At 71.5% G+C, this 26,190-nt stretch carries 27 protein-coding genes and 1 riboswitch; of the genes, 16 read left to right on the forward strand and 11 right to left on the reverse strand.

Going from position 1 to position 26,190, the window contains the following annotated elements; all coding sequences use genetic code 11:
* Positions 1 to 110: 110 nt before the first annotated feature.
* From KIS93_RS18620 to KIS93_RS18630, 3 genes are all read left to right on the forward strand, one after another.
* Positions 111 to 659 carry a sigma-70 family RNA polymerase sigma factor gene (locus tag KIS93_RS18620; protein ID WP_186404304.1) on the forward strand — a complete coding sequence of 183 codons (549 nt, stop codon included), beginning with the start codon at positions 111 to 113 and terminating at the stop codon, positions 657 to 659.
* On the forward strand, positions 656 to 1,387 hold the full coding sequence (locus KIS93_RS18625) for an anti-sigma factor family protein (RefSeq protein ID WP_080036400.1): 732 nt from the start codon (positions 656 to 658) through the stop codon (positions 1,385 to 1,387). Before KIS93_RS18620 ends, KIS93_RS18625 begins: the two co-directional genes overlap by 4 nt.
* A gap of 250 nt (positions 1,388 to 1,637) precedes the next feature.
* Positions 1,638 to 2,888, forward strand: coding sequence for a CHRD domain-containing protein (locus KIS93_RS18630; RefSeq protein WP_186404305.1), 1,251 nt, complete (start codon positions 1,638 to 1,640; stop codon positions 2,886 to 2,888).
* An 828-nt stretch (positions 2,889 to 3,716) separates the two neighbouring features.
* On the opposite strand, the gene glyA is transcribed toward KIS93_RS18630, so the two are convergent.
* The 5 genes from glyA to KIS93_RS18655 all read right to left on the reverse strand — a co-directional run bounded on the left by glyA (position 3,717) and on the right by KIS93_RS18655 (position 8,754).
* On the reverse strand, positions 3,717 to 4,967 hold the full coding sequence (gene glyA, locus KIS93_RS18635; protein ID WP_080036398.1) for a serine hydroxymethyltransferase: 1,251 nt from the start codon (positions 4,965 to 4,967) through the stop codon (positions 3,717 to 3,719).
* 26 nt (positions 4,968 to 4,993) lie between these two features.
* Positions 4,994 to 5,076, reverse strand: a riboswitch (ZMP/ZTP riboswitch).
* Between the two features lie 80 nt (positions 5,077 to 5,156).
* Positions 5,157 to 6,530, reverse strand: a complete 1,374-nt coding sequence (locus KIS93_RS18640) for a serine/threonine-protein kinase (RefSeq protein WP_186404306.1) — start codon at positions 6,528 to 6,530, stop codon at positions 5,157 to 5,159.
* 39 nt (positions 6,531 to 6,569) lie between these two features.
* On the reverse strand, positions 6,570 to 7,502 hold the full coding sequence (locus tag KIS93_RS18645; RefSeq protein WP_230465939.1) for a YihY/virulence factor BrkB family protein: 933 nt from the start codon (positions 7,500 to 7,502) through the stop codon (positions 6,570 to 6,572).
* 58 nt (positions 7,503 to 7,560) lie between these two features.
* A complete protein-coding gene (locus tag KIS93_RS18650; RefSeq protein ID WP_080046414.1) occupies positions 7,561 to 7,935 on the reverse strand; it encodes a YccF domain-containing protein in 375 nt (124 codons plus the stop codon).
* Between the two features lie 33 nt (positions 7,936 to 7,968).
* Positions 7,969 to 8,754, reverse strand: a complete 786-nt coding sequence (locus KIS93_RS18655) for a TIGR03084 family metal-binding protein (protein ID WP_080036396.1) — start codon at positions 8,752 to 8,754, stop codon at positions 7,969 to 7,971.
* Positions 8,755 to 8,801: 47 nt separating this feature from the next.
* Here KIS93_RS18655 and KIS93_RS67535 point away from each other — a divergent pair, with 47 nt between their 5' ends.
* The 5 genes from KIS93_RS67535 to KIS93_RS18670 all read left to right on the forward strand — a co-directional run bounded on the left by KIS93_RS67535 (position 8,802) and on the right by KIS93_RS18670 (position 12,526).
* Complete coding sequence (locus KIS93_RS67535; protein WP_262379453.1) at positions 8,802 to 8,936, forward strand: hypothetical protein; 135 nt, start codon at positions 8,802 to 8,804, stop codon at positions 8,934 to 8,936.
* Positions 8,937 to 9,015: 79 nt separating this feature from the next.
* Complete coding sequence (locus tag KIS93_RS68980; protein ID WP_311132608.1) at positions 9,016 to 9,099, forward strand: putative leader peptide; 84 nt, start codon at positions 9,016 to 9,018, stop codon at positions 9,097 to 9,099.
* Between the two features lie 112 nt (positions 9,100 to 9,211).
* Entirely contained in the window at positions 9,212 to 10,900 is a 1,689-nt protein-coding gene (locus KIS93_RS18660; protein ID WP_080036395.1) for a nitrite/sulfite reductase, read from the forward strand.
* 136 nt (positions 10,901 to 11,036) lie between these two features.
* Positions 11,037 to 11,765 carry a phosphoadenylyl-sulfate reductase gene (locus tag KIS93_RS18665; protein WP_080036393.1) on the forward strand — a complete coding sequence of 243 codons (729 nt, stop codon included), beginning with the start codon at positions 11,037 to 11,039 and terminating at the stop codon, positions 11,763 to 11,765.
* Between the two features lie 59 nt (positions 11,766 to 11,824).
* A complete protein-coding gene (locus KIS93_RS18670; RefSeq protein WP_230466434.1) occupies positions 11,825 to 12,526 on the forward strand; it encodes a sirohydrochlorin chelatase in 702 nt (233 codons plus the stop codon).
* Between the two features lie 31 nt (positions 12,527 to 12,557).
* Here KIS93_RS18670 and KIS93_RS18675 read toward each other — a convergent pair whose 3' ends face one another.
* Entirely contained in the window at positions 12,558 to 13,283 is a 726-nt protein-coding gene (locus KIS93_RS18675; RefSeq protein WP_080036391.1) for a DUF1707 SHOCT-like domain-containing protein, read from the reverse strand.
* 184 nt (positions 13,284 to 13,467) lie between these two features.
* Here KIS93_RS18675 and KIS93_RS18680 point away from each other — a divergent pair, with 184 nt between their 5' ends.
* Positions 13,468 to 14,808, forward strand: a complete 1,341-nt coding sequence (locus KIS93_RS18680; protein WP_230465938.1) for an ankyrin repeat domain-containing protein — start codon at positions 13,468 to 13,470, stop codon at positions 14,806 to 14,808.
* 12 nt (positions 14,809 to 14,820) lie between these two features.
* Here the strand turns inward: KIS93_RS18680 and KIS93_RS18685 are convergent, their stop codons facing one another.
* From KIS93_RS18685 to KIS93_RS18695, 3 genes are all read right to left on the reverse strand, one after another.
* Positions 14,821 to 15,396, reverse strand: coding sequence for an HD domain-containing protein (locus KIS93_RS18685; protein ID WP_080036390.1), 576 nt, complete (start codon positions 15,394 to 15,396; stop codon positions 14,821 to 14,823).
* Between the two features lie 143 nt (positions 15,397 to 15,539).
* The gene (locus KIS93_RS18690) at positions 15,540 to 16,430 is read right to left on the reverse strand and encodes a maleylpyruvate isomerase family mycothiol-dependent enzyme (protein WP_080036389.1); all 891 of its coding nucleotides are present in this window, start codon (positions 16,428 to 16,430) and stop codon (positions 15,540 to 15,542) included.
* Between the two features lie 100 nt (positions 16,431 to 16,530).
* Positions 16,531 to 17,088 carry a sigma-70 family RNA polymerase sigma factor gene (locus tag KIS93_RS18695; protein ID WP_080046412.1) on the reverse strand — a complete coding sequence of 186 codons (558 nt, stop codon included), beginning with the start codon at positions 17,086 to 17,088 and terminating at the stop codon, positions 16,531 to 16,533.
* Between the two features lie 151 nt (positions 17,089 to 17,239).
* On the opposite strand from KIS93_RS18695, the gene KIS93_RS18700 reads away from it, so the two are divergent.
* Both KIS93_RS18700 and glgX read left to right on the forward strand, forming a co-directional pair.
* Positions 17,240 to 17,665 (forward strand): OsmC family protein, encoded by a 426-nt coding sequence (locus KIS93_RS18700; protein ID WP_080036388.1) that lies wholly within the window; start codon positions 17,240 to 17,242, stop codon positions 17,663 to 17,665.
* Positions 17,666 to 17,803: 138 nt separating this feature from the next.
* On the forward strand, positions 17,804 to 19,930 hold the full coding sequence (gene glgX / locus KIS93_RS18705) for a glycogen debranching protein GlgX (RefSeq protein ID WP_080036387.1): 2,127 nt from the start codon (positions 17,804 to 17,806) through the stop codon (positions 19,928 to 19,930).
* 13 nt (positions 19,931 to 19,943) lie between these two features.
* Here glgX and KIS93_RS18710 read toward each other — a convergent pair whose 3' ends face one another.
* A complete protein-coding gene (locus tag KIS93_RS18710; RefSeq protein WP_080036386.1) occupies positions 19,944 to 20,339 on the reverse strand; it encodes a hypothetical protein in 396 nt (131 codons plus the stop codon).
* Positions 20,340 to 20,517: 178 nt separating this feature from the next.
* Here KIS93_RS18710 and KIS93_RS18715 point away from each other — a divergent pair, with 178 nt between their 5' ends.
* Genes KIS93_RS18715 through KIS93_RS18725 form a run of 3 tightly spaced genes read left to right on the forward strand, consistent with a single transcriptional unit; the run spans position 20,518 to position 22,825 of the window.
* The gene (locus tag KIS93_RS18715) at positions 20,518 to 21,261 is read left to right on the forward strand and encodes a pyrimidine reductase family protein (RefSeq protein ID WP_186404307.1); all 744 of its coding nucleotides are present in this window, start codon (positions 20,518 to 20,520) and stop codon (positions 21,259 to 21,261) included.
* Complete coding sequence (locus KIS93_RS18720; protein ID WP_080036384.1) at positions 21,258 to 22,451, forward strand: ATP-dependent DNA ligase; 1,194 nt, start codon at positions 21,258 to 21,260, stop codon at positions 22,449 to 22,451. Before KIS93_RS18715 ends, KIS93_RS18720 begins: the two co-directional genes overlap by 4 nt.
* A 56-nt stretch (positions 22,452 to 22,507) precedes the next feature.
* Positions 22,508 to 22,825: a hypothetical protein gene (locus tag KIS93_RS18725; protein ID WP_230465937.1), complete on the forward strand. Its 318-nt coding sequence runs from the start codon at positions 22,508 to 22,510 to the stop codon at positions 22,823 to 22,825.
* On the opposite strand, the gene pgeF is transcribed toward KIS93_RS18725, so the two are convergent.
* Positions 22,822 to 23,529, reverse strand: coding sequence for a peptidoglycan editing factor PgeF (pgeF, locus tag KIS93_RS18730; protein WP_080036382.1), 708 nt, complete (start codon positions 23,527 to 23,529; stop codon positions 22,822 to 22,824). The genes KIS93_RS18725 and pgeF overlap by 4 nt on opposite strands.
* Before the next feature lie 146 nt (positions 23,530 to 23,675).
* Between pgeF and KIS93_RS18735 the strand changes: the two genes are divergently transcribed.
* Complete coding sequence (locus KIS93_RS18735) at positions 23,676 to 24,599, forward strand: U32 family peptidase (protein WP_080036381.1); 924 nt, start codon at positions 23,676 to 23,678, stop codon at positions 24,597 to 24,599.
* A 149-nt stretch (positions 24,600 to 24,748) separates the two neighbouring features.
* Entirely contained in the window at positions 24,749 to 26,182 is a 1,434-nt protein-coding gene (locus tag KIS93_RS18740) for an aldehyde dehydrogenase family protein (protein ID WP_186404308.1), read from the forward strand.
* Positions 26,183 to 26,190 lie beyond the last annotated feature (8 nt).

Raw genomic sequence — 26,190 nt, forward strand, 5'->3', positions numbered from 1 at the left:
CTGTTGAACCGTGCCAGGGCGACCGGCCGTACCACCTGCCGACGGACTGAGAAAGGGGAATGATGCGCGTCAGCACGTATCCCCCGCCCTCGGCCGAGGGAGCCGCCCCGATGGGCAAGCCGCGCTTACGACACTGGATCCGGCGCGTACGCCCGGACGACGAGGTGGTCGTGTCCGCGCTCTACCGGGAATACCACAGGCCGCTCCTGGCCTTCGTGATCCGGCTGACCGCGGGCGATCGGCAGTGGGCGGAAGACGTGGTGCAGGAGACCATGATCCGGGCCTGGCGGAGTGCCGAGCAGCTCGACCCCGACTCGGTGTCGCTGATGCCCTGGCTCGCCACGGTCGCCAGACGTATCGTGATCGATGACCGGCGGCGCAGGGACGCCCGGCCGCAAGAGTCGGGCGACGGACCGCTGGAGAGTGTGCCCGTGCCGGACGAGATGGAGGGACTGCTGCACCAGGTGGTCGTGTCCGAGGCGCTGAAGGCGTTGTCACCGGCGCACCGCGAGATCCTCAACGAGACGATCCTGCGGGACCGCTCGGTCAACGACGCCGCGGAAGCGCTCGGCATTCCGGTGGGCACGGTGAAGTCCCGTGTGTACTACGCGGTGCGCGCGCTGCGCATCGCCCTGGAGGAGAGGGGGGTGAAGGCATGACGTCGAGAGTCGAGCACACGGACGTAGGGGCGTACGCGCTGGGGCTGCTGGACGAGGACGACCGGCTCGCCTTCGAGGCCCATCTCCTCGGCTGCTCCTCCTGCCGGTACGAGCTGTCGGACCTGGCGGGCGTGGCGAGCGTGCTGCACGGGATCGGCCCCGTGGAGGACCTCGGCCCCCCTTCGCCTGACCGCGAGGGCGACGTGGTCGACCTGCTGCGGCGCAAGAAGGCGGCCGACCGGCGGACGCGCAGGGGCACGTTCGTGATCGGGATGGCGGCGGCGGTCACGCTGGTGGCCGGCGGGCTGACGATCGGCACGCAGCTCTCGGCCGGCGACCCGCCGCAGGCCGCCCAGGGTCACGGCGGGCACATGGGGACGAACATGGGCCCCGCCGAGCAGTTCTACGCCGACGGCAAGCCCATCGAGGGCAAGGGCGTGGAAGGCGTGACGGGCGGGCTGGTCGTCGAGTCGAAGGGCTGGGGCACGCACGCGGCGCTCAAGCTCTCGGGGGTGAAGGGGCCGCTGGAGTGCGAGCTGGTCTCGGTCGGCAAGTCGGGCGACAGACGGGTGATGACGGGGTGGTCCGTGCCTCCAGCCGGGTACGGAGTGCCGGGGTCGCCCGATCCGCTCTACATGCACGGCGGCAGCGCCACGCCCTTGCGGGACATCGATCATTTCGAGGTGGTCACGTCGGCAGGTAAGAAGTTGCTCACCATTCAGGCCTGACCTCAGGCGTCTTTGAGGACCGCCCTCTCACCGGCTTCGCCGCTGGTGGGAGGGCGTTTTCGCATGTGGGGCCACTTGTGGCGACGAATGTGGAAATTTACGGGTTGGTGGATTGAACCTCTCCGGGGTGCGGCGCGTACTGCCTGCCGTACTGACCGGAAAATCAAGCCTTTTAAGAGGTTTCACTATGTCCATCCGTAAGATCGCTATTTGTGGAGTTTTAGGGGCGTGTGCACTTTCCGTCCCCGCTGTGCCCGCGTCCGCGACGCAGCTCTCCCCCTCCTCCGCGGCGTCCGGTGACGACGTCTACCTCGCGGCGGGCCTGCGCGGCGCGAACGAGGTCGGCACGCCCGGCGACAAGGACGGGCGCTCCACCGTCGTCCTCAAGATCAGCGGGAACGAGGTGACGTACGCCATCCGCTGGAACAGGATCGGCACGCCCACCGCCGGACACGTCCACGCCGGCGCCCGGGGCGCCAACGGCGACGTGCGGCTCGACCTGCTCGCCTCGTCCCTGCCGGCCTCCGTGCGCGGCGTCACCGGCACCGTCCGGGCCGGCAACGACCTCGTCCAGGCCCTCCTCGCCGACCCCGGCGCCTTCTACGCCAACCTGCACGACGCCACCCACCCCAAGGGCGCCGTACGCGGCCAGTTCCACCGGCTGAGCAAGCCCGTCGACCTCGGCGGCGTCCTGCACGGCAGCGACCAGGCCACCCTCTCCGCCCAGGCCGACGGCCGCCAGGAAGTGCCCGAGAACGACGGCAAGAAGCGCGGCGACACCGACGGCAAGGCCGTGTGGTGGCTGCGCCCCAGCGGCTCCTCGATCGCCTACACCGCCTCCTGGAGCGGGCTCGGCCGCGTCACCGCCGGACACCTGCACAAGGGGGCGCCCGGCAGGAACGGCGCAGTGGCGGCGGAGCTGTTCGCGGCCCCCGAAGGGCTGCCCGAGAACGTGACCGGCGTCGCAGGGGTGACGCCGGTCACCACCCAGGTCGCCAAACGCATCGCTGCCCACCCCGGGGCGTACTACGCGAACCTGCACACGCTCGACTTCGACGGCGGCGCGGTCCGCGGGCAGCTCTCCGGCGACCCGTTCACCCACCCGCGCGCCCTCACCGCCGACGTGCTGCGCGGCGCCCAGATCTACGCCTGCACCCAGCTGCCGGCTGGCGGCTACGGGTTCACCCAGCTCGGCGTGACGGCCAAGCTCCGGCGCGGCATCGACCACTCCTTCGTCACCCCCGCCTCCGGGCCGCCGCAATGGGTCGCCCCCGACGGCAGCGCCGTGCGCGGCTCCGTCGTGACCAAGACCCCGAACGGCGCCAACATCCCGGAGCTGGTCCTCGACGCCACCCAGGCGGGCGCGCCCACCGGCCTGCTCGCCCACGCCACCCAGATCCTGCGCCTCAACACAACAGGCGGCACCGCCCCCGCGGGGACGTGCCAGCCGGGCACGGAAGCCAGGGTCCCGTACGGGGCCGACTACGTCTTCCTCGGCTGAGGCCTCGCCGGGGGACGATTCGGTCCCGTCCCCCGGCGGGCCCTCCCCGGCCGATCCACGGTCCCAGTCCTCCGGACCGCGCATCGGCCACCGCGACGGGGTACTCCGGCCCACCCCGCTCGCAAGGCGCCCCACCGCGCACCGGGAGCCCGCGCGGTGGGGCGCCCCCTGCCCGCCCCCTTCCCACCCACCCCAACCCGGGGCCCCGCCACACGACGGCTTGGACACGACCGGGCATAGGCGGGGACGCACGACAAGGCGGCCGGACGAGCGCGCGAGTGTGCGGCGCTGCGCGGGGGTGGAAGCGACCCAGGCACCGGCGGAGCGGGCACCGGCGACGAGCGAGAGTGCGGCAGGCGAACCCGCGCCCGGACGCGCAGGCGCGCGAGCGGGCGTGTGGGACGGCCGGACTCGCGCGGGTGTGCGGACGCGCGAGTGCGCGGCGGCGGCACGGGGGGTGGGGACGCCCCAGGCGCCGCGTCGGCGAGACGGGGTGCGGCGGAGCCCGGCGCAACGCGAACGGAGCCCAGCCAAGCCAGGTGGGCGGGTGCGGGCGGCACAGGCACAAGCACGGGGGCGGGGCGGGGCGGGGTCGGGGCGGGGGCCCTGGTGTGGGAGCCCCGCCCCCGCGCCACACAAGTGAGGCGGTGCGGGGCGAGGAGGCGGGAAGCGAGCACCGGCGCGGGGTTGGCCACGGAACACGGTCAAGGGTGCGCCGTTGCGGTGGTCAACCCCGTGCGGGTCTAGAAGCGTCCTCCTGGAGGCCCTGAGCCATGGTCGGCGGGTGGGGCCGGCCAGGCTGTGCCGTAATAAAAAAATGAAAGTGATTTACAGGCCGGGGGCGGGGAACTGGGCGGTGAGGTCGCTGACCTCGTGGTGGACGCGGTTGATGACGTCTTCGGCGTCGCCCTTGGCGAGGGCGGTGACGACCTCGTCGATCCAGGCGCCGATCTGCCGCATCTCGGCCTCGCCCATGCCGCGCGACGTCACCGACGGGGTGCCGATGCGGATGCCCGACGGGTCGAACGGCTTGCGGGTGTCGAAAGGCACCGTGTTGTAGTTGGTCTCCAGGCCGGCGCGGTCGAGTGCCTGGGCGGCCGGCTTGCCGCCGATGCCCTTGGGCGTGAGGTCGAGCAGGATGAGGTGGTTGTCGGTGCCGCCGGAGACCAGGTCGAAGCCGCGCGCGGACAGCTCTTCCGCGAGGGCCTTGGCGTTGCGCACCACCTGGTGGGCGTAGTCGCGGAAGGCCGGCTGGGCGGCCTCGTGGAGGGCGACGGCGATGGCGGCGGTGGTGTGGTTGTGGGGGCCGCCCTGGAGGCCGGGGAAGACGGCCTTGTTGAGTGCGGTGGCGTGCTCGTCGGTCATCGACATGAGCATGGCGCCGCGCGGGCCGCGCAGCGTCTTGTGGGTGGTCGTGGAGATCACGTCGGCGTGGCCGACCGGGGACGGGTGGGCGCCGCCGGCCACCAGGCCCGCGATGTGGGCGATGTCGGCGGCCAGGACGGCGCCGACCTCGCGGGCGATCGAGGCGAAGCCCTCGAAGTCGATCGTGCGCGGGATCGCGGTGCCGCCGCAGAAGATGAGCTTCGGCCGGTGCTCCAGGGCGAGCTGGCGGACCTCATCGAGGTCGATGCGGCCGGTGTCCTTGCGGACGCCGTAGCGGACGGGGTTGAACCACTTGCCCGTGGCCGAGACGGACCAGCCGTGGGTGAGGTGGCCGCCGAACGGCAGGCCCATGCCCATCACGGTGTCGCCGGGCTGCGCGAAGGCCATGTAGACGGCGAGGTTGGCGGGCGAGCCGGAGTAGGGCTGCACGTTGGCGTGGTTGACGCCGAACACGGCCTTGGCCCGCTCGATGGCGAGGGTCTCGATCTGGTCGATGACCTGCTGGCCCTCGTAGTAGCGCTTGCCGGCGTAGCCCTCGGAGTACTTGTTGGTCAGGACGGTGCCGGTGGCCTCCAGCACGGCCTTCGACACGTAGTTCTCGGAGGCGATCAGCTTGACCGTGTCGGACTGGCGGCGCTCCTCGGCCTTGATGAGCTCGGCGATCTGCGGGTCGACGCTAGCGAGAGAACTCATGACTCTCCTCATCATCGTTGACGATGTGCGAAGACCCAGGCGCACGGCCTCCGCTCCTTTCGCTCCCTGGTGGTCGATCCCACCCAATGCGCCAGTCGCGTCTCGTGCATAGACCTTATCGGATGCGACAGGGGCTTATTTCGTGGTGATCAGCGGGTTCGAGTGGCGTCCGAGCTTGTTCCAAGGGGGTCACGCCTCGGTGACGGCCACGTTCTTGAACGCGCCGAGCGGGCCGAGGTTGACGTCCACGTGCTCGGCGGTCTCCGGCAGCCCTTCGAAGACGGCCCAGAGCTGGAGCTGCGCGCCCCCGTCGAAGGGGGCGTTGGGGACGGGGGCGCACTGGCAGGCGTCGCCCTTGAACGCCGGGTAGAGCGGTTTGCCGACGCCGGGCGGGACGATGTTCACCCGCGAGACGGTGCCGTCGAAGATGCTGGCGCCGAGCTTGCCGGACAGGGGCGCGTTCTCGGTGCCGACGTTCTTGACCGTCCACTGGAGGCGGGCGGTGGTGCCCTGCCGGACGAGCGAGTCGATCTGCACGTGCAGCCGGCTGCCGAGGGCGTCGATCGTGGCGGCGACCGCCGGCGTGCCGGGCTCGGCGCCGGGGCGCTCCCAGGGGCGTACGGCGGCGAGCGTGACCCCGGCGCCGACGAGGGCGGCGAGGACGGCCGCGAGGATCGGCAGCCAGGGCCGCCGCCGTCCCGGAGAAGGTGAGGGCGGTTCCACGACAGGGGTCCAGGTTTCCGAGACCGCCTGCGTCGCGGCCGCCACCGGCACGCCGGTGCGGCCGAGGAGCTGGTCCACGAGCTGCTGGGCGGTGGGGCGGCGCGCCGGGTCCTTGTCGAGGGCCCGCTCGACGAGCGGCCTGATGCGCTCGTCGAGCCCGCCGAGCACGGGCGCGTGGTTGATGACGCGGTAGACGACCTCGGGGACGCCGCCGGTGCCGAAGGGCGGCCTGCCGGTGCCGGCGTAGGTGACCAGCGCGCCCCAGGAGAAGATGTCGCCGGCGGGCGTCACGTGCTCGCCTCTCGCCTGCTCCGGCGACATGTACGCGGGCGTTCCCATGCTGGTGGCGATCGTCGCCATGGCTCCGGGGGCGTCGGCGAGCTGGGCGACGCCGAAGTCGATGACGCGCGGCCCGACGGGGCTGAGCAGCACGTTCGACGGTTTGAGGTCGCGGTGGACGACGCCGGCCTCGTGGATGGCGGCCAGGGCGGTGGCGACGCCGACGGCCAGGGCCTCCAGGTTGGAGCCGGTCAGCGGCGCCCGCGCGACCACGGCGGCCAGATCGGGGCCTTCGACGAACTCGGTGACGAGGTAGGCGACGCCGTTGTCGAACCCGGCGTCGAGCACGGGCGCGGTGCAGAACCGCGCGACCCTCCTGGCGGCCTCGGTCTCCTTGCCGAACCGGCGCCGGAACTCCTCGCGCCCGGCCAGGTCGGGGCGCATCGTCTTCAGCGCCACGCGCCGCCCCGCCGGGTCCTCGGCGAGGTGCACGACGCCCATGCCGCCCTCTCCGAGCTTCCTGATGAGGGTGTACGGCCCGACTCGCTGCTGCACGTTCACCGGTGGGATTATTCCGGACATGATCGGGTGGCGGAATGCTTATTTGGTCCGGCTGACGCCCGGCCAGAGCCGGTCCACCTCGGCGTTCAGGATGGCCCCGATGAGCACGGCGAGCGCGGTGATGTAGAGCCACAGCAGCAGCGCGATGGGCGCGGCCAGCGAGCCGTACACGGAGACGGGCGAGAACCAGGCGGCCAGCACCGCGCGCAGGACGGCCGCGCAGACGATCCACAGGAACAGCGCCAGGATGGCGCCGGGCAGCTCGCGGTACCACTTGGTGCGCACGGGCACGCTCACGTGGTAGAGCACGGTGAGGAACAGCACCGAGCCGATGATCACGACGGGCCAGTAGAGCAGGTCGATGAGGATGCCGTAGTCGGCGGGCAGCGCGTCCTTGATCAGGGTGGGGCCGACGACGAGGATCGGCATGACGATGATGCCGATGATCAGGCCGATGATGTAGAGGCCGAACGACATGAGCCGGGTGCGGATGATGCCGCGCTCCTCGCCCAGCCCGTAGGCGACCGAGATGAGGTCGACGTACACGTAGAGGGCCCGGGAGCCGGACCACAGCGACAGCAGGAAGCCCAGCGAGATGATGGACACCTTGCCGGCGTCGTCGCTGAGCACGTCGGTGATGAGCGGGTTGATCACCTTTTTGACCGCGTCGTCGGTGAACAGCAGCCCGGCCTGCTCGATCACCCACGCCTTGACCTGGGCCACGACGTCGGGGCCGAGCCAGGTGCCGAGCTTGCCGAGCACGCCGATCAGGCCCAGCACGAACGGCGGCAGCGACAGCAGCGCGAAGAACGCGGCCTCGCCGGCCAGGCCGGTGACGCGGTAGGTGACGCCGGCGTTGGTGGCGGCGCGCACGATCGCCCACGACTTGGTGTCGAGCACCCAGTTCAGGCGGGCCCGGGCATGGGAGACGAGCCCGCGCTTGGGCCTGGGAGGCGCATCGGTGGACGTCATGGCACCCAACGGTATTTCGCAGTGACTCTTCCGGACAGCTTACGTCCGGAGCACTGCCCTAGTCGTTGTCCACGATGCGCGCGCCCAGAGGAAGGAGGGAGACGGGGATGAGCTTGATGTTGGCCACGCCCATCGGGATGCCGATGATCGACAGGAACAGCGGGATGGAGGTGACGACGTGGCCGATGGCGAGCCAGACGCCGGCGACCACGAACCAGATGATGTTGCCTATGAGGGACAGGACGCCGGCGTCGGGGTCGCGGACCACGGTGCGGCCGAACGGCCACAGGGCGTAGGCGGCGATTCTGAACGAGGCGATGCCGAACGGGATCGTGACGATGAGGACGCAGCAGATGATCCCCGCCAGCGCGTAGCCCATGGCGAGCCAGATTCCCGCGAACACCAGCCAGATGACGTTCAGGATTGTGCGCATGCTCACAGCATGTCACGGATCATGAAGGCAGCGTCATCCGGAATGTCCCTGATCGGCCCCTGACTTGGGGCTGCGGCCCTTTCCGGGTGGCCCCGCGAAGCACTGGGCGATCTCCATCCAGGCGCGCGCGGACTCGCCGACCGGCTCCAGGCCGGTGTCGGACAGGTGGATGCGCTGGGTGACGACGAGGCAGAAGTCCAGCATGGTGCCGCGGACGAGCGAGGCGGCGTGGGCGGGGCCGGCCGTCCAGGTGCCGCCGTCCGGCGTGACGAGCTCCACGCGGACGGGCTCAGCCGGGGCGGGCAGGCCGCGCACGGCGAAGCTGTAGGGGCGGGCCCGGACGCCCATCGTGGCCACGTGCCGCAGCCGCGCCGTCGGCGCCCTGGTGACGCCGAGCGCGTCGGCGACGTCCTGGCCGTGCGCCCACGTCTCCATGAGCCGCGCGGTGACGAACGAGGCCGCCGACATGTCGGGCCCGAACCACGGCAGCCGGTCGCGGGCGCCGAGCGTGGCGAAGACCTCAAGGCTGCGGGCCCTGGACGCGCGGAACCACGCGAGCAGCTCGTCCGGCGCGAGGCCGCGCTTCGACGCCGCGATGTCGTCCACGGAGGTGAAGCCCTCCAGCGCGGCCCGGTAGGCGGCGGGGTCGGTGGCGGCCAGCACGGCGGCGTCGTCGAACCATGCCAGATGGCTCACCTGGTCGCGCACCGCCCACCCCTCGGCGGGCGTGGGCCGCTCCCAGTCGCTCTCGCCGAGGGGCTGGAGCAGCGCTTCGAGGGACGCGGTCTCGGCCCGCAGGTCGGTGAGCAACTCGGCCATGAGGTCCACGCGCGCCAGCCTAACCCGAGCGGCGTTCTGGGAGAATAATGCGTTACGTGATCTGCGAGAGCTGCAAGGACAAACGTCACGAGGACTGCCGCGGCGGATCGTGGTGCGACTGCCAGCACAAGGAGCAGGCACTGCCGGAGGAGTCGGAGCTCGACTGGCCCCGCCAGGGCTGAGGGCCAGGCAGAGGGGGCCACTATCCCACACTCTGGACCCGGTATTGGACATCTCGGACAGCCAGAGTACTCTCGAACCATGCCAGCGGACCCCATGCTCGTCGGTCGACGCCACGTCGACCTTCAGCGTGTCCGCAGTGCCATCTGTTGCGACGCCCGCTAACCACCTCGATTTTCACCGCCTGAGCGCGTCGCACACCATCCTCTCCAGCCCTGCCCCTCGATGACGAGGGCAGGAGGAACGTTGCGCGCGCCCATGATCAGAAGGACGCGCAATGACCACCCCTGCCAGCCGCACTCCTGCCAGCCGGCACCACAAGCGCCCGCGCGGCGAAGGCCAGTGGGCCCTCGGTTACCGTGAGCCGCTCAACAAGAACGAAGAGAACAAGAAGAACGACGACGGTCTCAACGTCCGCCAGCGGATCATCGACATCTACTCCAAGCGGGGCTTCGACTCGATCGACCCGGCCGACCTGCGTGGCCGCATGCGGTGGTACGGCCTCTACACCCAGCGCAAGCCCGGGATCGACGGTGGCAAGACGGCGGTGCTCGACCCCGAGGAGCTCGACGACCGCTACTTCATGCTGCGCGTGCGCATCGACGGCGGCCAGCTCGACCTGGCCCAGCTCCGTACGATCGCCGACATCTCCAACGAGTACGCGCGCGGCACCGCCGACATCACCGACCGCCAGAACATCCAGCTCCACTGGGTCGAGATCGAGTCGGTCCCCGACATCTGGGAGCGGCTGGAGGCCGTCGGGCTGTCCACCACGGAGGCGTGCGGCGACACCCCGCGCGTGATCATGGGCTGTCCGCTGGCCGGCATCGACACCGAGGAGGTGCTCGACGCCTCCCCGCAGATCGCCGAGATCTACGAGCGGGTCGTCGGTAACCCGGCGTACTCGAACCTGCCGCGCAAGTTCAAGACGGCGCTGAGCGGCTGCCCGGCGCACTGCACGGTGCACGAGATCAACGACGTGGCGTTCGTCGGCGTCGTCAACGAGCACGGCGAGGCCGGCTACGACCTGTGGGTGGGCGGCGGCCTGTCCACCAACCCGATGCTGGGCAAGCGGCTCGGCGTGTTCGTCAGCCCCGAGAAGGCGGCCGACGTGCACGAGGGTGTCGTCGGCATCTTCCGCGACTACGGCTACCGGCGGCTGCGGCACCGGGCCCGCATCAAGTTCCTGGTCAACGACTGGGGGCCGGAGAAGTTCAGGGAGATCCTGGAGACCGAGTACCTCAAGGAGAAGCTGCCCGACGGGCCCGCCCCCGAGCAGCCGCGCAGCAACCGCCGCGACCACGTGGGCGTCTTCCCGCAGAAGGACGGCAACTTCTACGTCGGCTTCGCCCCCAAGGTGGGCCGGGTCGACGGCGACAAGCTGCACCTGATCGCCGACATCGCCGAGCGGCACGGCTCGAACCGGGTGCGCACCACGGTCGAGCAGAAGATGGTCATCCTGGACGTCGCGCCCGACCGGGTCGAGTCGATCGTGGCCGAGCTGGAGGCCAACGACCTCCAGGTCAAGCCGTCCACGTTCCGCCGCCAGACGATGGCCTGCACCGGCATCGAGTACTGCAAGCTCGCCATCGTCGAGACCAAGGCCACGGCCATGGACCTGATCGACGAGCTGGAGCGGCGGCTGCCCGACTTCGACGAGCCGCTGACCATCAACCTCAACGGCTGCCCCAACTCCTGCGCCCGCATCCAGGTCGCCGACATCGGCCTCAAGGGCCAACTCGTGGTGGACGAGAACGGCGACCAGGTCGAGGGCTTCCAGATCCACCTCGGCGGCTCGCTCGGCGTCAACGCCGGGTTCGGCAGGAAGGTGCGCGGCCTCAAAACCACCGCCAAGGCGCTGCCCGACTACGTGGCGCGCGTCGTGTCCAACTACGACAGCCAGAAGAAGGAAGGCGAATCGTTCGCGGACTGGGTGCAGCGAGCAGACGAGGCCGACCTGAAATGACCACACGAGCCGTTCCCTTCCACTGCCCGTACTGCGGTGAGGAGGACTTGGAGCCCTACGAAGGCGATGGCGGCTGGTACTGCCGCGCCTGCGCTCGTGCCTTCAAGCTGAAATTCCTGGGAATCGGAGTGAAGATATGACGCTGGTCGACATCGAGGTCGGTTTGCGAGATCAGCGCGGCACGCTCGACCTTCAGGACATCGTCGAGTCCGCCGCCAAGTTCCTGGAGGGCGCCCCCGCCCGCGAGATCATCCGCTGGGCGGCGGCCACGTTCGGCGACCGGTTGTGCCTGACCTCCTCGATGAGCGACGCCCTGCTCATCGACCTGGTCAGCCGGGTCAAACCCGGCGTGGACGTGTTGTTCATCGACACCGGCTACCACTTCGCCGAGACCATCGGCACGCGGGACGCCGTGCGGCAGGTCTATGACGTCAACGTGATCGACATCAAGCCGTCGCGGACGGTCGCGGAGCAGGACCGCGACCTCGGGCCGCGCCTGTTCGGCCGCAATCCCGACCTGTGCTGCTACCTGCGCAAGGTGGAGCCGCTCAACCGGGCGCTGGAGCCGTACCTGGCGTGGATCTCCGGCATCCGCCGCGACGAGTCCCCCAGCCGCACCGGCACCAAGGTCGTGGAGTGGGACGCCAAGCGGCAGATGGTGAAGGTCAACCCGATCGCCGCCTGGACGCAGGAGGACGTGGACAACTACATCGCCGACAACGGGGTGCTGATCAACCCGTTGCACTACGACAACTACCCCTCGATCGGCTGCGCCCCGTGCACGCGGCAGGTCGCGGAGGGAGAGGATCCGCGCAGCGGACGCTGGGCGGGCCTGGGGAAGGTCGAATGCGGCATTCACCTGTGATCCCCGGCGGGGGACACGTCCCGTTGGCAGGCGGGACGGCCTCCGGCCGCGTGCCACTGGTGGCGGTGGCGCACGGGTCTCGCGACCCGCGGGCCGCCGCCACCGTGGCCGCGTTGCTCGACCGGGTGCCGCTCGACGACGTGCGGGTGGCGTACCTGGACCACTGCGCCCCGGCCCTCGGGCAGGCGCTCGCCGGGCTGCGGGAGGCCGTGGTGCTGCCGCTGCTGCTCACCGAGGCGTACCACAGCCGGGTGGACCTGCCGGCGGCGCTGAACGAGGTGCGGGCGCGCGAGCCGCGGCTGCGCGTCCGTTACGGGCACACGCTGGGCCCGCATCCGCTGCTGCTGACCGCGCTGGAGCGGCGGCTGGGCGAGGCGGGCGTGCCGGCGGGCGACCCGGACACGGCGGTGGTGCTGGTCTCGGCCGGGTCCAGTGACGCGCGGGCCAACGCGGTGGTCGCGGAGACGGCGCGGGTGTGGCGGCGGTCCGGCTGGTGGACCGTGACGCCCGCGTACGCCTCGGCCGCCTCCCCCACCCCCGCGGAGGCCGTCGCCTCGCTCGTGCGGGCGGGGGCGCCGCGCGTGGTCGTGGCGCCGTACCTGCTGGCGCCGGGGTACTTCGCCGACAAGGTGCGGCGGGACACGCTGGCGGCGGGCGCGTCGGTGGTGGCCGACGTGCTCGGTGCGGCGCCCGAGCTGGTGGACGTGGTCGTGGAACGTTACGAGGCCGCCCACCGCCAGCCGGTGCCCCTGGCGGTCTGATCCGGCCGGCCGGCCGCCGCGATCGGGAGGGTCAGTAGCCGCGGTCGAGGCGGCGGTCGTCGCGGAGCTGGCGGCGCAGCTCGCGCCCCTCGGCGCGGAGCTGGCGCCCCATCTCGCGCCAGTCGTCGCCGTGCAGCCGCCGCCAGTGCTCGCGCCAGGCCGCGAAGCCGCGCTGGAGCGGCTGCGCCTGCGAGTCGCCGATCACCTTGACGTCGCCCATCACGGCGTACGCCTGCACCCGCACCACGGGCACGTTCATGCCGGGGGGCGCCTGGACGACGTTCACCTTCTTGTCGCCCATGATCGCCATGCCGTCGAGGTCCACGTAGACCCCGTCGGGCACGATGATCTTGACGTCGCCCATCACGGAGACGGCCAGGATGTCCACCCTGTCCGTGCGCACCTCCGCCTCGCGCAGGTCGAGCAGCACGTCGCCCATGACGGCGACGGCGCCGAGCTCCTGGTCGATGCGCCAGGTGCCGCGGCGCTTGGAGTCGCCCATCACGCCGACGAACCACCGCCGCTTCCTGCCCTGCGGCGCCGCGGCGGGAGCGGGGGCGTGGGCGACCCCGCCGGCCGCCGGCAGATCCTGGGTGAGCAGGGCCAGCTCGGCGTGGGTGGTCGCGGTGTAGGCGGCCTCCGTGCGGTCGGTCAGCTCGGCGAGGGTCAGGCGGCCCTCGACCGAGGCGACACGGAGCTGTTCGACGACGGCCTCGCGCTCGGCGTCCGAGGCGCGAACCTCACCGGGATCAGTCATACTCGCAACATATCGCGTTTGCGGCCGGATGCAGCTCCTCCTTACGGAGGAATCGGCGATCCGTCGAAACATGCACGTTCTGGAGGAAATCTGAACCGGCCGGCGGGCGTGGCGCGTACCACGCCATGACACGGGGCCCCGGCCTTGGTCCGGGGCGCGGCCGGACCAGGCTAGGGTCCCTGTCATGCATGAGGAACAGCTCTACCGCGCGGCGTTGATCGGCGACATCGAGACCGTGGGCAAGCTGCTCGCCGGCGGCCTCGACCCCAACACGCCCAGCGAGGGTCAGGAGGACAGCGGGCTGGCCCTGTGCGCGGCGGCCTCCCGCGACCGCACCGAGGTGGTCACCGCGCTGCTGGCCGCCGGCGCCGAGGTCGACGCCAGGGAGGACGGCGGCTGGACGGCCCTGCTGTGGGCCGCCGCCAACGGCCACGCCGACGCCGCCCGGCTGCTGATCGAGGCGGGCGCCGACGTGAACGCCACCAACGACGTCGGCGACACCCCGCTCACCCTGGCCGCCAGCCGCGGCGCGCCCGGCGTGGTGCAGGTGCTGCTGGAGGCGGGCGCCGACCACGAGAAGTACGACGGCGACGGCGACACGGCGCTCGACGTCGCGCTCGGCTGGGCGGGCGTGCACCTGGAGAGCGCGCTGCTCGACCAGATCGAGCAGGAGGGCTGGGAGTACGTCGTGGCCCGCCAGTACGCCAAGGACGGCACCGAGCTGATCACGGTCGCCGGCCGCTCCCCCGACGGCGAGCAGAGCGAGCAGGTGCAGGCCCAGCGCGGCCACGCCGCCGTCGCGACCCTGCTGGAGGACGCCGCGGGCATCCACACGCCGGTGGAGCAGCTCGTCGCCCGCGCGCTGGCGCACCGCGACGTGGACGAGGACGCCGAGACCTGGTGGATCGTGGCCGACTCGCTGGGCAAGCGGGCCGACGACGAGACCTACGAGGCGCTGACCCGGCTGTGCCTGAGCGAGGACGCCCGGGAGCGGGAGTTCGGGGTCGACGCGATCGCGCAGTTCGGCTTCGCCGACGGCGAGAAGCCGTACCTGGAGCGCACCCTGCCGCTGCTGCAGAAAATGGTCACCACCGAGGGCAACCCGCAGGTGCTGCGCTCGGTGCTGGCCGCGCTGGGCCACCAGGGCGACCCGCGGGCGCTGCCGTACGTGCTGGACATCCTCGGGCGTCCCGGGCACAAGCGCACGATCACCGACCCGATCGCGCTGGCCGACGTGCTGCCGCCGGACCACGAGGAGGGCCTGTCGCTGCTGATCTCCATGAGCGAGGACGACGACTCGGAGATCCGCGACTGGGCCACCGCCGGGCTCGCCGGGCTGGCCGCCGACACGCCCCGGATCAGGGAGGCGCTGGCCGCCCGGCTGTCCGACCCCGACCTGCGTACGGTGGCCGAGGCCACGCGCGGGCTGGCCGACCGCGGCGACGAGCGGGCCGCGCAGGGGGCCGGGCGGGTGCTGGCGGAGAGCGACGACGAGTACGCCAGGGAGCTGGTCACCCGGCCGTGAACCGCCGGGGGCTCAGTCGCCGTTGAGCACGCGGGTCACCCAGTCGAGGGTCCCCGTGCTCAGCGCCTCCTCGGCCAGCCGCTTGCCCGTCTCGGTGGTGATCGCCGCCAGCGAGCTGTCGATCCACCCCTGGACGTTCTGGTGGCCCTGCTCACGATACTCGACGGCCTGGATCAGGCACTCCAGCTTGTCGGCGTCGCGGGCGCAGACGGCTTCGAGCGTGGCCTTCTCCTCGTACTCCCCGACGGCGTCGCCGACCATCGCGGCCACCTCCGCCGGCAGGCCGCGGACCTGGTCGGCGGTGACGTCCACGTTGGGGGTGGGTTTGAGGTAGCGCTTGCCGATGTACGGGATGTCGGTGACGCGGGTCTCCTGCGTGTCGTGGAAGAGGCTCATGAACGCGGCCCGCTCCGGGTTGCCGCCCTCCATGCCGGCGATGACCGCCGCGATCACCGCGGCGCGGAAGGAGTGCTCGGCGATGCTCTCCGGATCGCGGACGCCCGCGACCAGCCAGCCGGTGCGCTTGTAGCGCTTGAGCAGCCCGAACTCGTACAGAAACCCCGCCAGTCCCGTCACGTCAGCCGCCACGAGGCCCCCCTCTCGTCATGCGCAGAGTCTGATTCCTTCCCAGGAACGGCGGAACGAATGCCGTGACCCGGCCGGACGGTCACGGCATTTGCGGAAGCCGGCTCTGCGCGGTCACGGCCTTTGCGGAAGGCGGCTCTGCGCGGTCACGGGCCGGAAAGGGCGGGGGCGGCGGTCAGGACGTCCCTGGCCAGGGAGAGGTCGCCCTCCAGGTCGGCGGGGAAGTCGGCGGGGTCGCCCCGTCCGCCGAGCAGGAAGCAGAACCGCTTCACGTCCGCCGTGATGTGCGCGTCCGGCTCGCCCGGCGCGGAGTCCTCCACGCCCAGCGGGACCCGCCACTCTCCCCCGCCCTCGCCGGTCAGCGTGAGGTGCAGGGTGCGGCCGGAGCCGTCCATGCCGCTGAAGAGCATCGTCCAGGGCAGCAGGCGGGCGCACAGGTCGGCGGTGGGGTGGATGTGCCGCGCGATCGGGTCGGGCAGGCGGATCTCGGCCGTCTGCGCCGCGTCGGCGGTGTGGATCCACGTCTCCAGGCAGCGGGCCAGGATGTGGTCGCCGACCGGCGCCTCCAGGCCGTCGAGCGTGGCCGGCGTCGTGGCGGGCAGCCCGGCCAGGTGGCGGCACAGGGCGTCGGCCTGCGCCCGCCAGTCCCTGCGGGTCTGCTCGGGGCTGCGGGCCCGCTCGTACGCCTGCACGTCGTTCGTCCGGGACAACGAGTCCACCGCGTCGATCGGCGGGCCCAGCACGGGAGCGCCGACCGCGGCGGCCAGCAGCCCGTCCTTGGCGGCCAGGTGGGCGACGAGCTCCTGGAGCGTCCAGCCCTCGACGATGATCCGCGACCAGTCGTCGTCCACGGCCGACGCCAGCAGCGCGTCCATGGCGGCCACCCGTCCCGCGTACGGCTCCGCCCAGGCGGCGGTGGGTGCCGCCGGCCGGCGCCGGGCTCTGGCCCCGGCGAGGAGCTGGGGCCGCAGCGAGCGGGCCGGCACCTCGGGGTCCTCCATCAGCGCGTCGAGGTAGAGACGCTCGACGGGGTCCATCACACCTCTTCCTGATCCTGCGGGTCGGCCTGGGCCGTGTGCGGCGGCCAGGCTTCCATCACACTTCCTGCCTCGCGTGGACGCGCCGATCGGGCGTCCATCAGACTTCTTCCTCTGCCAGTGCGTCCGCCAGGCGCCGCAGCGCCAGCCGGATGCGGGACTTGGCCGTTCCCTCCGGCACGCCGAGCTCCTCGCCCACCTGCCGATAGGTCCTGCCGCCGAAATAGGCCAGCTCCACCGCCTCTCGTAAGCCGTCGGGCAGGGACGTCACCGCCTGCCGTACCCGCTGGGCCTCGTCGGCGGCGAGCACCGTGTCCTCGAGCCGCACGGGCTCGCGCTCGAACAGGCGAGGCCCCAGCGCCGACACCCGGCGGCGCTCCTCGGCCCGCACGTGGTCGACCGCGCGCCGGTGCGCGATCGTGGCGAGCCAGGCGCGCAGGGTGCCGCGCTCCGGGTCGTAGGCCAGCGGCCGCTCCCAGAAGACCAGGAACACCTCTTGCGTGATGTCCTCAGCGATCACCCGGTCCCTGGTGACCCGCAGGGCGAGACCGAAGATCAGCGAGGAGAGCCGATCGTAGACCTCACCCAGCGCGGACTCATCGCCGCCGACCACCCGCTGGTGCAGCAGGCGGTCGTCGTACGGTGCCTCCACTGGCACCACACTCCCGTTTATTCCGGACCAAGGCGGCGGGTGCGCCGCGACCCGAGCATGTCACTATTCGCACCAAATGTAGAGCCGGATGACCGGGCGGCAGGACTGTTTGGCGCCACGATAAGGTCGTGGGGTAACCACGGAGGGAGCAACAGCCATGGCCACCACCCGCACCGCCACCACCCAGTGGAAAGGCGCCCTGCTCGACGGTTCGGGCACCGTCTCGCTCGACACCTCGGGCGTCGGCACGTTCGAGGTCTCCTGGCCGTCCAGGGCCGAGGCGGCCAACGGCAAGACCTCCCCTGAGGAGCTGATCGCCGCCGCCCACTCCTCCTGCTTCTCGATGGCGCTGTCCCACGGCCTGGCCGGGGCGGGCACGCCGCCCGAGTCGCTGCAGACCAGCGCCGACGTGACGTTCCAGCCGGGCGAGGGCATCACGGGCATCGCGCTCACGGTGAAGGGCCACGTGCCCGGCATCACGGCCGAGCAGTTCCAGGAGGCGGCCGAGACGGCCAAGGCCAACTGCCCGGTGAGCAAGGCCCTGGCCGGCACCACGATCACGCTCAAGGCCGAGCTGCTCTAGCTCCGCGTCGCCGCACGTCTGGCGCTCTCCCTCCCCCCGCGTCCGGGCCACGGCCCTCAGGCGAGGCGGGGCGGGGTGCTGCACCCGATCGGGTTATCGGGAGACCAAGAGCGCTTTCGCGTGCGACAATCAAGTCACATGCGCGAGGTCTGGCCGGGCGAGCCCTATCCACTCGGCGGCACCTGGGATGGCGTTGGCACCAGCTTTTCGGTGTTCTCCGAGGTCGCCGAGCGGGTCGAGCTGTGCCTTTTTCACGATGACGGCTCCGAAGAACGCGTCGACCTGCCTGAGGTCGACGGGTTCGTCTGGCATGGCTACCTGCCGGGCATCCAGCCGGGGCAGCGGTACGGCTACCGGGTGCACGGCCCCTACGAGCCGTCGCAGGGGCACCGCTGCAACCCCGCCAAGCTGCTGCTCGACCCCTACGCCAAGGCCATCGACGGCGACCTGACGTGGAACCAGGCGCTGTTCCCCTACTACTTCACCGACCCCACCCGGCGCAACACCGAGGACAGCGCCCCCTACATGCCGAAGAACGTCGTGATCAACCCGTTCTTCGAGTGGGGCAACGACCGGCCGCCGCGCATCCCGTACCACCAGACGGTGATCTACGAGGCGCACGTGCGCGGGCTCACGATGCGTCACCCCGACGTGCCGCCCGACCTGCGCGGCACCTACGCGGGGGTGGGGCACCCGGCGATCATCGACCACCTGCTGTCGCTCGGGGTGACGGCGGTCGAGCTGATGCCGGTGCACCACTACGTGCCCGAGCACTTCCTGGTGGCGCGCGGCCTGACGAACTACTGGGGCTACAACACCATGGCCTACCTGGCCCCCCACGGGCGCTACTCCAGCGCCGGCACCAGGGGGCAGCAGGTGCTGGAGTTCAAGGCCATGGTGCGGGCGCTGCACGAGGCGGGCATCGAGGTCATCCTCGACGTCGTCTACAACCACACGGCCGAGGGCGACCACATGGGGCCCACGCTCGGCTTCAGGGGCATCGACAACGTCGCCTACTACCGCCTGCACGACGGCGACCGGCGCTACTACCTCGACTACACCGGCTGCGGCAACTCCCTCAACGTGCGCTCGCCGCACGCCCTGCAGCTCATCATGGACTCCCTGCGCTACTGGGTGCTGGAGATGCACGTCGACGGCTTCCGCTTCGACCTCGCCTCGGCGCTGGCCAGGGAGCTGCACGACGTCGACCGGCTGAGCGCGTTCTTCGACCTGATCCAGCAGGACCCGGTGATCTCCCAGGTCAAGCTGATCGCCGAGCCGTGGGACGTCGGCCCCGGCGGCTACCAGGTGGGCAACTTCCCGCCCCTGTGGACGGAGTGGAACGGCAAATACCGCGACATCGTGCGCGACTTCTGGCGGGGCACCTCCTCGGCGCTGCCCGAGTTCGCCTCCCGGCTGACCGGCTCCGCCGACCTGTACGAATCCTCCGGCCGCCGCCCCGTCGCCTCGATCAACTTCGTGACCTGCCACGACGGGTTCACGCTGACCGACCTCGTCTCGTACGACCACAAGCACAACGAGGCCAACGGCGAGGACAACCGCGACGGCACCAACGACAACCGCTCGTGGAACTGCGGCGCCGAGGGCCCCGTGGAGGACCCGCAGATCGTCCGGCTCCGCCGCCGGCAGCGGCGCAACTTCCTGGCCACGCTGTTCCTGTCGCAGGGGGTGCCCATGCTCTCCCACGGCGACGAGATCGGGCGCACGCAGCGCGGCAACAACAACGCCTACTGCCAGGACAACGAGCTGGCCTGGGTCGACTGGTCGCTGGTGAACGCCGAGTCGGAGCTGCTGGAGTTCGTGCGGGCGCTGTCGAAGCTGCGCCGCGAGCACCCGGTCTTCCAGCGGCGGCGCTTCTTCCACGGGCGCCACCCCGACAACGGCGCCCGCGACCTGGTCTGGCTGACGCCCGGCGGGCGGGAGATGACGGCCGGCGACTGGCACATCAGCTACGCCAAGTCGCTGATGGTCTATCTGAACGGCGACGCGATCACCGAGATGGGGCCGCGTGGCGAGCGCATCACCGACGACTCGTTCCTGCTGCTGATCAACGCCCACCACGAGAGCCTGCCGTTCACACTGCCCGGCGAGGAGCTCGGCAAGCGGTGGCTGCCCGTGCTCGACACCACCCACGACGTGATGGAGGAGGGGTTCACCGACGACGGGTGGCAGGCGGGCGACGTGGTGACGGTCACGGCGCGCTCGCTGCAGGTGCTGCGCCGTCCTCGGAAGTCCAAGTCCTGACGGGCGGGCCGCCTCAGAAGACGAGGGCCGCGCTGGCGGTGAGGAAGACCAGCGTGAACGCCGTCACCCCGGCCAGGCCGTGCAGCGTGACGGCGAGGGCGGGGAAGCCACGGCCGGCGACCTGGTGGCGGCCGTCGCCGAGCCAGCGGGTGAACATCGCGAACCCCAGCAGCGCGGCCACGGCCAGGCCCGCGAAGGCCGCCCAGGCCAGCGCGCGGCTGCCGGTGGCGAGCGCGGCGGCGTAGCAGACCAGGGCCGACACGGCCAGGGCCGGGTGGGCGAAGACGATCGCGGCGGGGAAGCGGGTGACCTTGGCGCGGCGCAGGCCGCCGCCCGCCAGCCACAAGGAGAGCAGGTACACCCCGGCGAGCGCGGCGACCGTCCATGCCACGGCGGTGAGCAGCCCCACAGCGTGCCTCCCGATCCATCCCCATCCCTGTCGTCACGTTAAGCGGAGAATTGCCGGTACGTCCGGCATACCGGAAAAGCGGTATTGGCGCGGGGATGGCCGCACATCGACCAAGCCCCTGTTCCTGCACGAAACCCCCTGCCGGTCGATTGTCGGTGGCATGTGCCAAGGTAGAGGAGTGCGGCGCATCTATCCCGACATACAGGACAACCCGGACATCGCGCAGGCGTACGCCTACCCCGAGAGCCGGCCGTGGCTGCGGCTCAACATGGTGGCCAGCGCCGACGGCGCGGCCTGGCTCAAGGGGCGGTCAGGGCCGCTGTCGAGCACCGGTGACAAGCGCATCTTCCAGACCCTGCGCGGGCTGGCCGACGTGGTCGTCGCGGGGGCCTCGACCGTGCGCAAGGAGGGCTACGGCCCCGTCCCGCCGCGCGACTGGTGGGCCGGGCTGCGCGAGGGGCGGCCCGAGGTGCCGCCGATCGCCGTGATCACCCGCAGCCTCGCCCTCGACCTCGACGGCGAGCTGTTCTGCGACGCCCCCAGCAGGACGATCGTGATCACCTGCGAGGCGGCGCCGCACGAGCGGCGCCAGGAGGCGGCCAAGCGGGCCGACCTGATCGTGGCCGGCGAGGAGCGGGTCGACATGGGGCGGGCCGTGGCCGAGCTGCACCAGCGCGGCCTGACCAGGGTGCTGTGCGAGGGCGGGCCCCGCATCAACGCCCAGCTCTCGGCCGCCGGCCTGGTCGACGAGCTGTGCCTGTCGATCAGCCCGCTGCTCGTCGGGGGCGGTGCGGCGCGCATCCAGAACGGCGAGCCCGCGCAGGTCACACTGGATCTGAGCCAGGTGCTGGAGGAGGATGGCGTCCTCTTCTGCAAGTACACGAGGGCCGCACACGGGGACGACGAGGGGGCACGACCATGACCGAGCCGACGACAGGGGCGGCGCCGACGACAGCGGCGGCGGAAGAGCCGGCGAACGGGCCGGTGGAGGAGCTCGAGCCGGAGCCGGTGCCCAATCTGGTGGTGCGGCCGCCGGTGGCGCCGATGCTGGCCAAACCGGTCAAGGCCATGCCGAAGCAGGACGGCACGCTGCTCTACGAGCCGAAGTGGGACGGGTTCCGCTGCATCATCTTCCGCGACGGCGACGAGGTCTACCTGGGCAGCCGCAACGAGCGGCCGTTCACCCGCTACTTCCCCGAGCTGGTCGAGGCGGTCAAGGCCGAGCTGCCCGACAAGGTGGTGATCGACGGCGAGATCGTGCTGCCGGTGGGCTCGCAGCTCGACTTCGACGCGTTGCAGCAGCGCATCCATCCGGCCAAGTCGCGGGTGACGATGCTCTCGGAGCGCACGCCGGCCCAGTTCATCGCCTTCGACCTGCTGGCGCTGGGCGACGAGTCGCTGATGGAGACGCCGTTCTCGGAGCGGCGGGCGCGGCTCGAGGCACTGTTCGGCGAGAAGGCCGGGTCCATCCGGCTGACCCCCGTCACGACCAGCTACGAGCAGGCCGGTGAGTGGTTCGAGACGTTCGAGGGGGCCGGGCTCGACGGCATCATCGTCAAGCCGGGCGACCAGCCGTACATGCCGGACAAACGCACGATGTTCAAGGTCAAGCACGAGCGCACCGCCGACGTCGTGATCTGCGGCTACCGCGAGCACAAGACGGGGCCGATCGTGGGGTCGCTGCTGCTCGGCCTGTACGGCGACGACGGGCGGCTGCACCACGTGGGGGTGGCGGCCTCGTTCCCGATGAAGCGCAGGGCCGAGCTGGTCGAGGAGATCAAGCCGTACCTCGCGGAGCTGAGCGAGCACCCGTGGGGGCACTGGGCGGAGCAGGCGCAGGCCAACCTCGGCCAGCCGGCCGCCGGGCCCGCGACGGGCGGGCAGCGGGTGCCGGGGGCGGTGTCGCGGTGGAATGCCAAGAAGGACCTGTCGTTCATCCCGCTGCGGCCGGAGCTGGTGATCGAGGTGGCCTACGACCAGATGGAAGGCGACCGGTTCCGGCACACGGCGCACTTCCGGCGGTGGCGGCCCGACCGCACGCCCGAATCGTGCACTTATGAGCAGTTGGAGCGTCCGGTTAGTTACAACCTTGACGACATCCTTGCCCGCTAGCGCCAAATCCCGTTACATCTCGACATATGGCAACAGGGGATGAGTTAAAGGCCGCAGTGTCCGCGCGTCGCGACCTCGGCCCGGAGTTCGAGGACGCCGTCGTGGAGTCGTTCCTCGACAAGATGGGGCAGGAGATCGACCGGCGGGTGGACGAGCGGCTGGCCCGGTCGGCGCCCAAGGCGGCGTTGCCGGTCATCAACCCGAACGTGGCCGACGGGCAGCGCCTCGCCCTGGCCATCGTCTCGCTGGTGCTGGGCACGGGGGCCACACTCGCGTTCGTGCTCACCGGCAACGGGGCCGCCTACGTGGTCCCGATCTGGATCGGGATCATCATCGTGAACGTGATCTTCAACGCCAACCGGCACAAGGGCTAGGCCAGCCAGATCAGCCCGGCGAACCGGCCGCCGGGCTGCTCCCTGCGGTGGGAGTAGAGCTCCTGCGACTCGATCGTGCACCGCGCGTCGTGCCGCACGTCCGCCAGCCCCGCCGCCCTGAGCTGTGCCTCGATGCCGGCGCGCAGGTCGAGCGCGGGCGTCTGCCACGACGTCGTGGACCACGTCGCCGGCACCTTGGCCGCCACCCGCTCGCGCAGGTCGGCCGGCACCTCGTAGCAGCGGCCGCACGCGCCCGGGCCGATCAGCGCGACCATCCGGCCCGGCTCGGCCCCCTTCGCCGCCATGGCCTCCACCAGCGCCGTCGCGATGCCCGCCTCCGTGCCCGGCCGGCCGGAATGGGCCGCGCCCACCATGCGGGCCACCGGATCGGCCACCAGCACCGCCGGGCAGTCGGCCCCGAGCGAGGCCAGCGCCAGGCGCGGCTCGGTGGTGAACACGCCGTCGAGCATCGGCGGGTCGTCGCCGAACGGCTCGCTCACGTACGCGACGTCGGCGCTGTGGACCTGGCGCATGAACACCACGGCCCGCACCCCCAGCTCGGCCCTGAGCCCGTCGCGGTTGGCGCGCACGTTCGCCGGGTCGTCGCCGACCATGCCGCCGAGGTTGCGCGAGCCGTAGGGCGGGGCGCTGACGCCGCCGTGGCGGTCGGTGATGGCGACGTGGACGCCGGGGGCGAGCTGCATGCCCCGATCTTAAGACGCGAGCGGCCCCGCCTGCCGCCCAGCACCCCGTGGCTGGTTACCGTGGCAGGGACTCCGGGGCCGGCCGTGCGTGTGCCGGCGCTCGGGCGCGTCCGGATGACCTGCGACTGCTTGGAGGAGACCCCCTGATGACGAGCCTCGCCGACCTTCACGCCCTGATGGCCCGGATCGGCCACCCCGTCGTGCAGACCGCCCCCGCCTCCGGGGCGCGGTTCGCGGACGGGGCGCCGTACCGGTTCGAGATCCCCAGCGTCGAGGGGCCCGACGTGCTGGAGGCCGTGGTCGCCGAGGCCGACCGGCTCGGCGTGCCGGTCGCCAGGACCTCGCAGGGCAGCGGCGTGATGATGCTGACCGACGACGAGATCACTCGCATGGCCCGCATCGGGGCGGAGCGGGGCATCGAGGTGAACCTGTTCCTCGGGCCGCGGGCCGCCTGGGACATCGGCGGCCAGGCCAAGCTCACCCAGGCCGTCGGCGCCGCCGCGCGCGGCAACGCGATGGTGGCGGCGTGCATCGCGGACGCGCTGCGGGCCTGCTCGCTGGGCATCCGCAGCCTGCTCGTCGGCGACCTCGGCACGCTGGACGTGCTGCGTGCGCTCAAGGCGGACGGGACGCTGCCCGCGAACCTCGTGCTCAAGACGTCGGTGCTGATGCCGCTCACCAACGGCCCGACCGCCGCCCTGTACGAGCGGCTCGGCGCCACCACCGTCAACGTGGGCACCGACCTGACCGTGCCGCACCTGGCCGAGATCCGGGCCGCCACCGGGCTGCCGATCGACCTCTACCTGGAGGTGCCGGATGATCAGGGCGGGTTCGTCCGCTTCTACGAGGCCGTGGAGATCGTCCGGGCCGCCGCGCCCGTCTACCTGAAGATGGGGCTGCGCAACGCGCCCAACATCTACCCGTCCGGCGGGCACCTCGGGGTGGTGCCCAGGGAGCTGGGGCGGGAGCGGGTGCGGCGGGCGGCGCTGGTGCAGCGGCTGATCGAGCAGCTCGACCCGCAGCTCGCCAAGCCGTCCCAGACCTCCGACCTGGGCGTCCCGGAGCTCTGAGCGGAAGATCCCGAAGCTCCGGGCCTGGGCGTCCCGGAGCTCTGACCGGAAGATCCCAAAGCTCCGGCCTGGGCGTCTCGAAGCTTTGATCCACGCCGGCACACTCCCCGGGCTGGTGGGCGGATTTGAGCAAGCATATGCTTGGTCGCATGCCTGAATTCCGCAACCTCATCGGCGGCGAGCTGGTCCCCTCCCCTCGCACGATGGACACCGTCAACCCGGCCACGGGCGAGGCGTGGGCCACGATCCCGGCCGGCGGCGCCGCGGAGGCCGAGGCGGCCGTCGAGGCGGCCGGGCGCGCCTTCCCCGCCTGGTCGGCGCTGCCCGCCCTGGCCAGGGCGCACTACCTGCGCAAGGTCTCCGAGCTGTTCGTCCGGCACGCCGAGGAGCTGGCCAGGCTGGAGACCCGCGACAACGGGCGGATCCTGCGCGACACCCTCAAACGGGACCTGCCGGGCATGGCGCACCTGTGGCAGCTCGCGGCCGGGCAGTGCCTCGACGCGGTCAAGGGCGACACGGTGCTGCTCGGGTCGGACACGCTGGGGCTGACGCGGCGCGAGCCGTACGGGGTGGCCGTCTGCATCATCCCGTGGAACTCCCCCATCTCCACCTTCTCCGCCAAGGCCGCGTACGCGCTGGCCGCCGGCAACACGGTGATCGTCAAGCCGGCCGAGCAGGCCAGCGCGTCGGTGCTGCGGCTGGGCGAGCTGCTGGCGGAGGTGTTCCCGCCCGGGGTGCTGAACATCGTCAGCGGCCTCGGCGAGGAGGTCGGCGACGCCCTCGTCCGGCACCGCGGCGTCGCCAAGATCAGCCTCACCGGCTCGACCGCCACCGGCCAGGCCATCACGCGGGCCTCGGCGGAGGCGTTGAAGCCGATGACGTTCGAGCTGGGCGGCAAGTCCCCCAACATCGTCTTCCCCGACGCCGACCTCGACGCCGCCACCCAGGGCGTCACCGTGAACTCCGTCTACACGGGCAACGCCGGGCAGGTGTGCGTGGCCGGCTCGCGCATCCTCATCCACCGCTCGATCTGGGAGGAAATGCTCGGCCGCATCGAGCGCGCCTGCGCCGGGCTCGTCCTCGGGGACCCGCTCGACCTGGGGACGACGATGGGGCCGATCGTGTCCGCCGGCCAGTACGAGCGGGTCACGTCGTACCTGGAGCTGGCCGAGAAGGAGGGCGCGCGGCTGGTCTTCGGCGCGCGGACCGGCGCGGACGTGGTGCCCGCCCTGCCGGGCGGCTACTGGGTGGCGCCCACGCTGTACGCGACGGAGGACAACTCGCTGCGCGTGTGCCAGGAGGAGATCTTCGGGCCCGTGGCGGTGGCCATCCCGTTCTCCACCGAGGAGGAGGCGGTGGCGATCGCGAACGACTCGCCCTACGGGCTGGCGGCCGGCGTGTGGACCCGTGACCTGGGGCGGGCGCACCGGCTCGTCCGGGATCTGCGCAGCGGCACGGTGTGGGTGAACACGTTCCGGCAGATGCCTCCGGGGCTGCCGTTCGGCGGGGTCAAGGACAGCGGATACGGCCACGATTCGGTCCTTGAGTACACCCGCGAAAAGGCGGCCATTATCCAGATCTAGTGGATAGA

Origin of the sequence: [Actinomadura] parvosata subsp. kistnae (assembly GCF_900323885.1) — a bacterium.
GTDB lineage: Bacteria > Actinomycetota > Actinomycetes > Streptosporangiales > Streptosporangiaceae > Nonomuraea > Nonomuraea composti.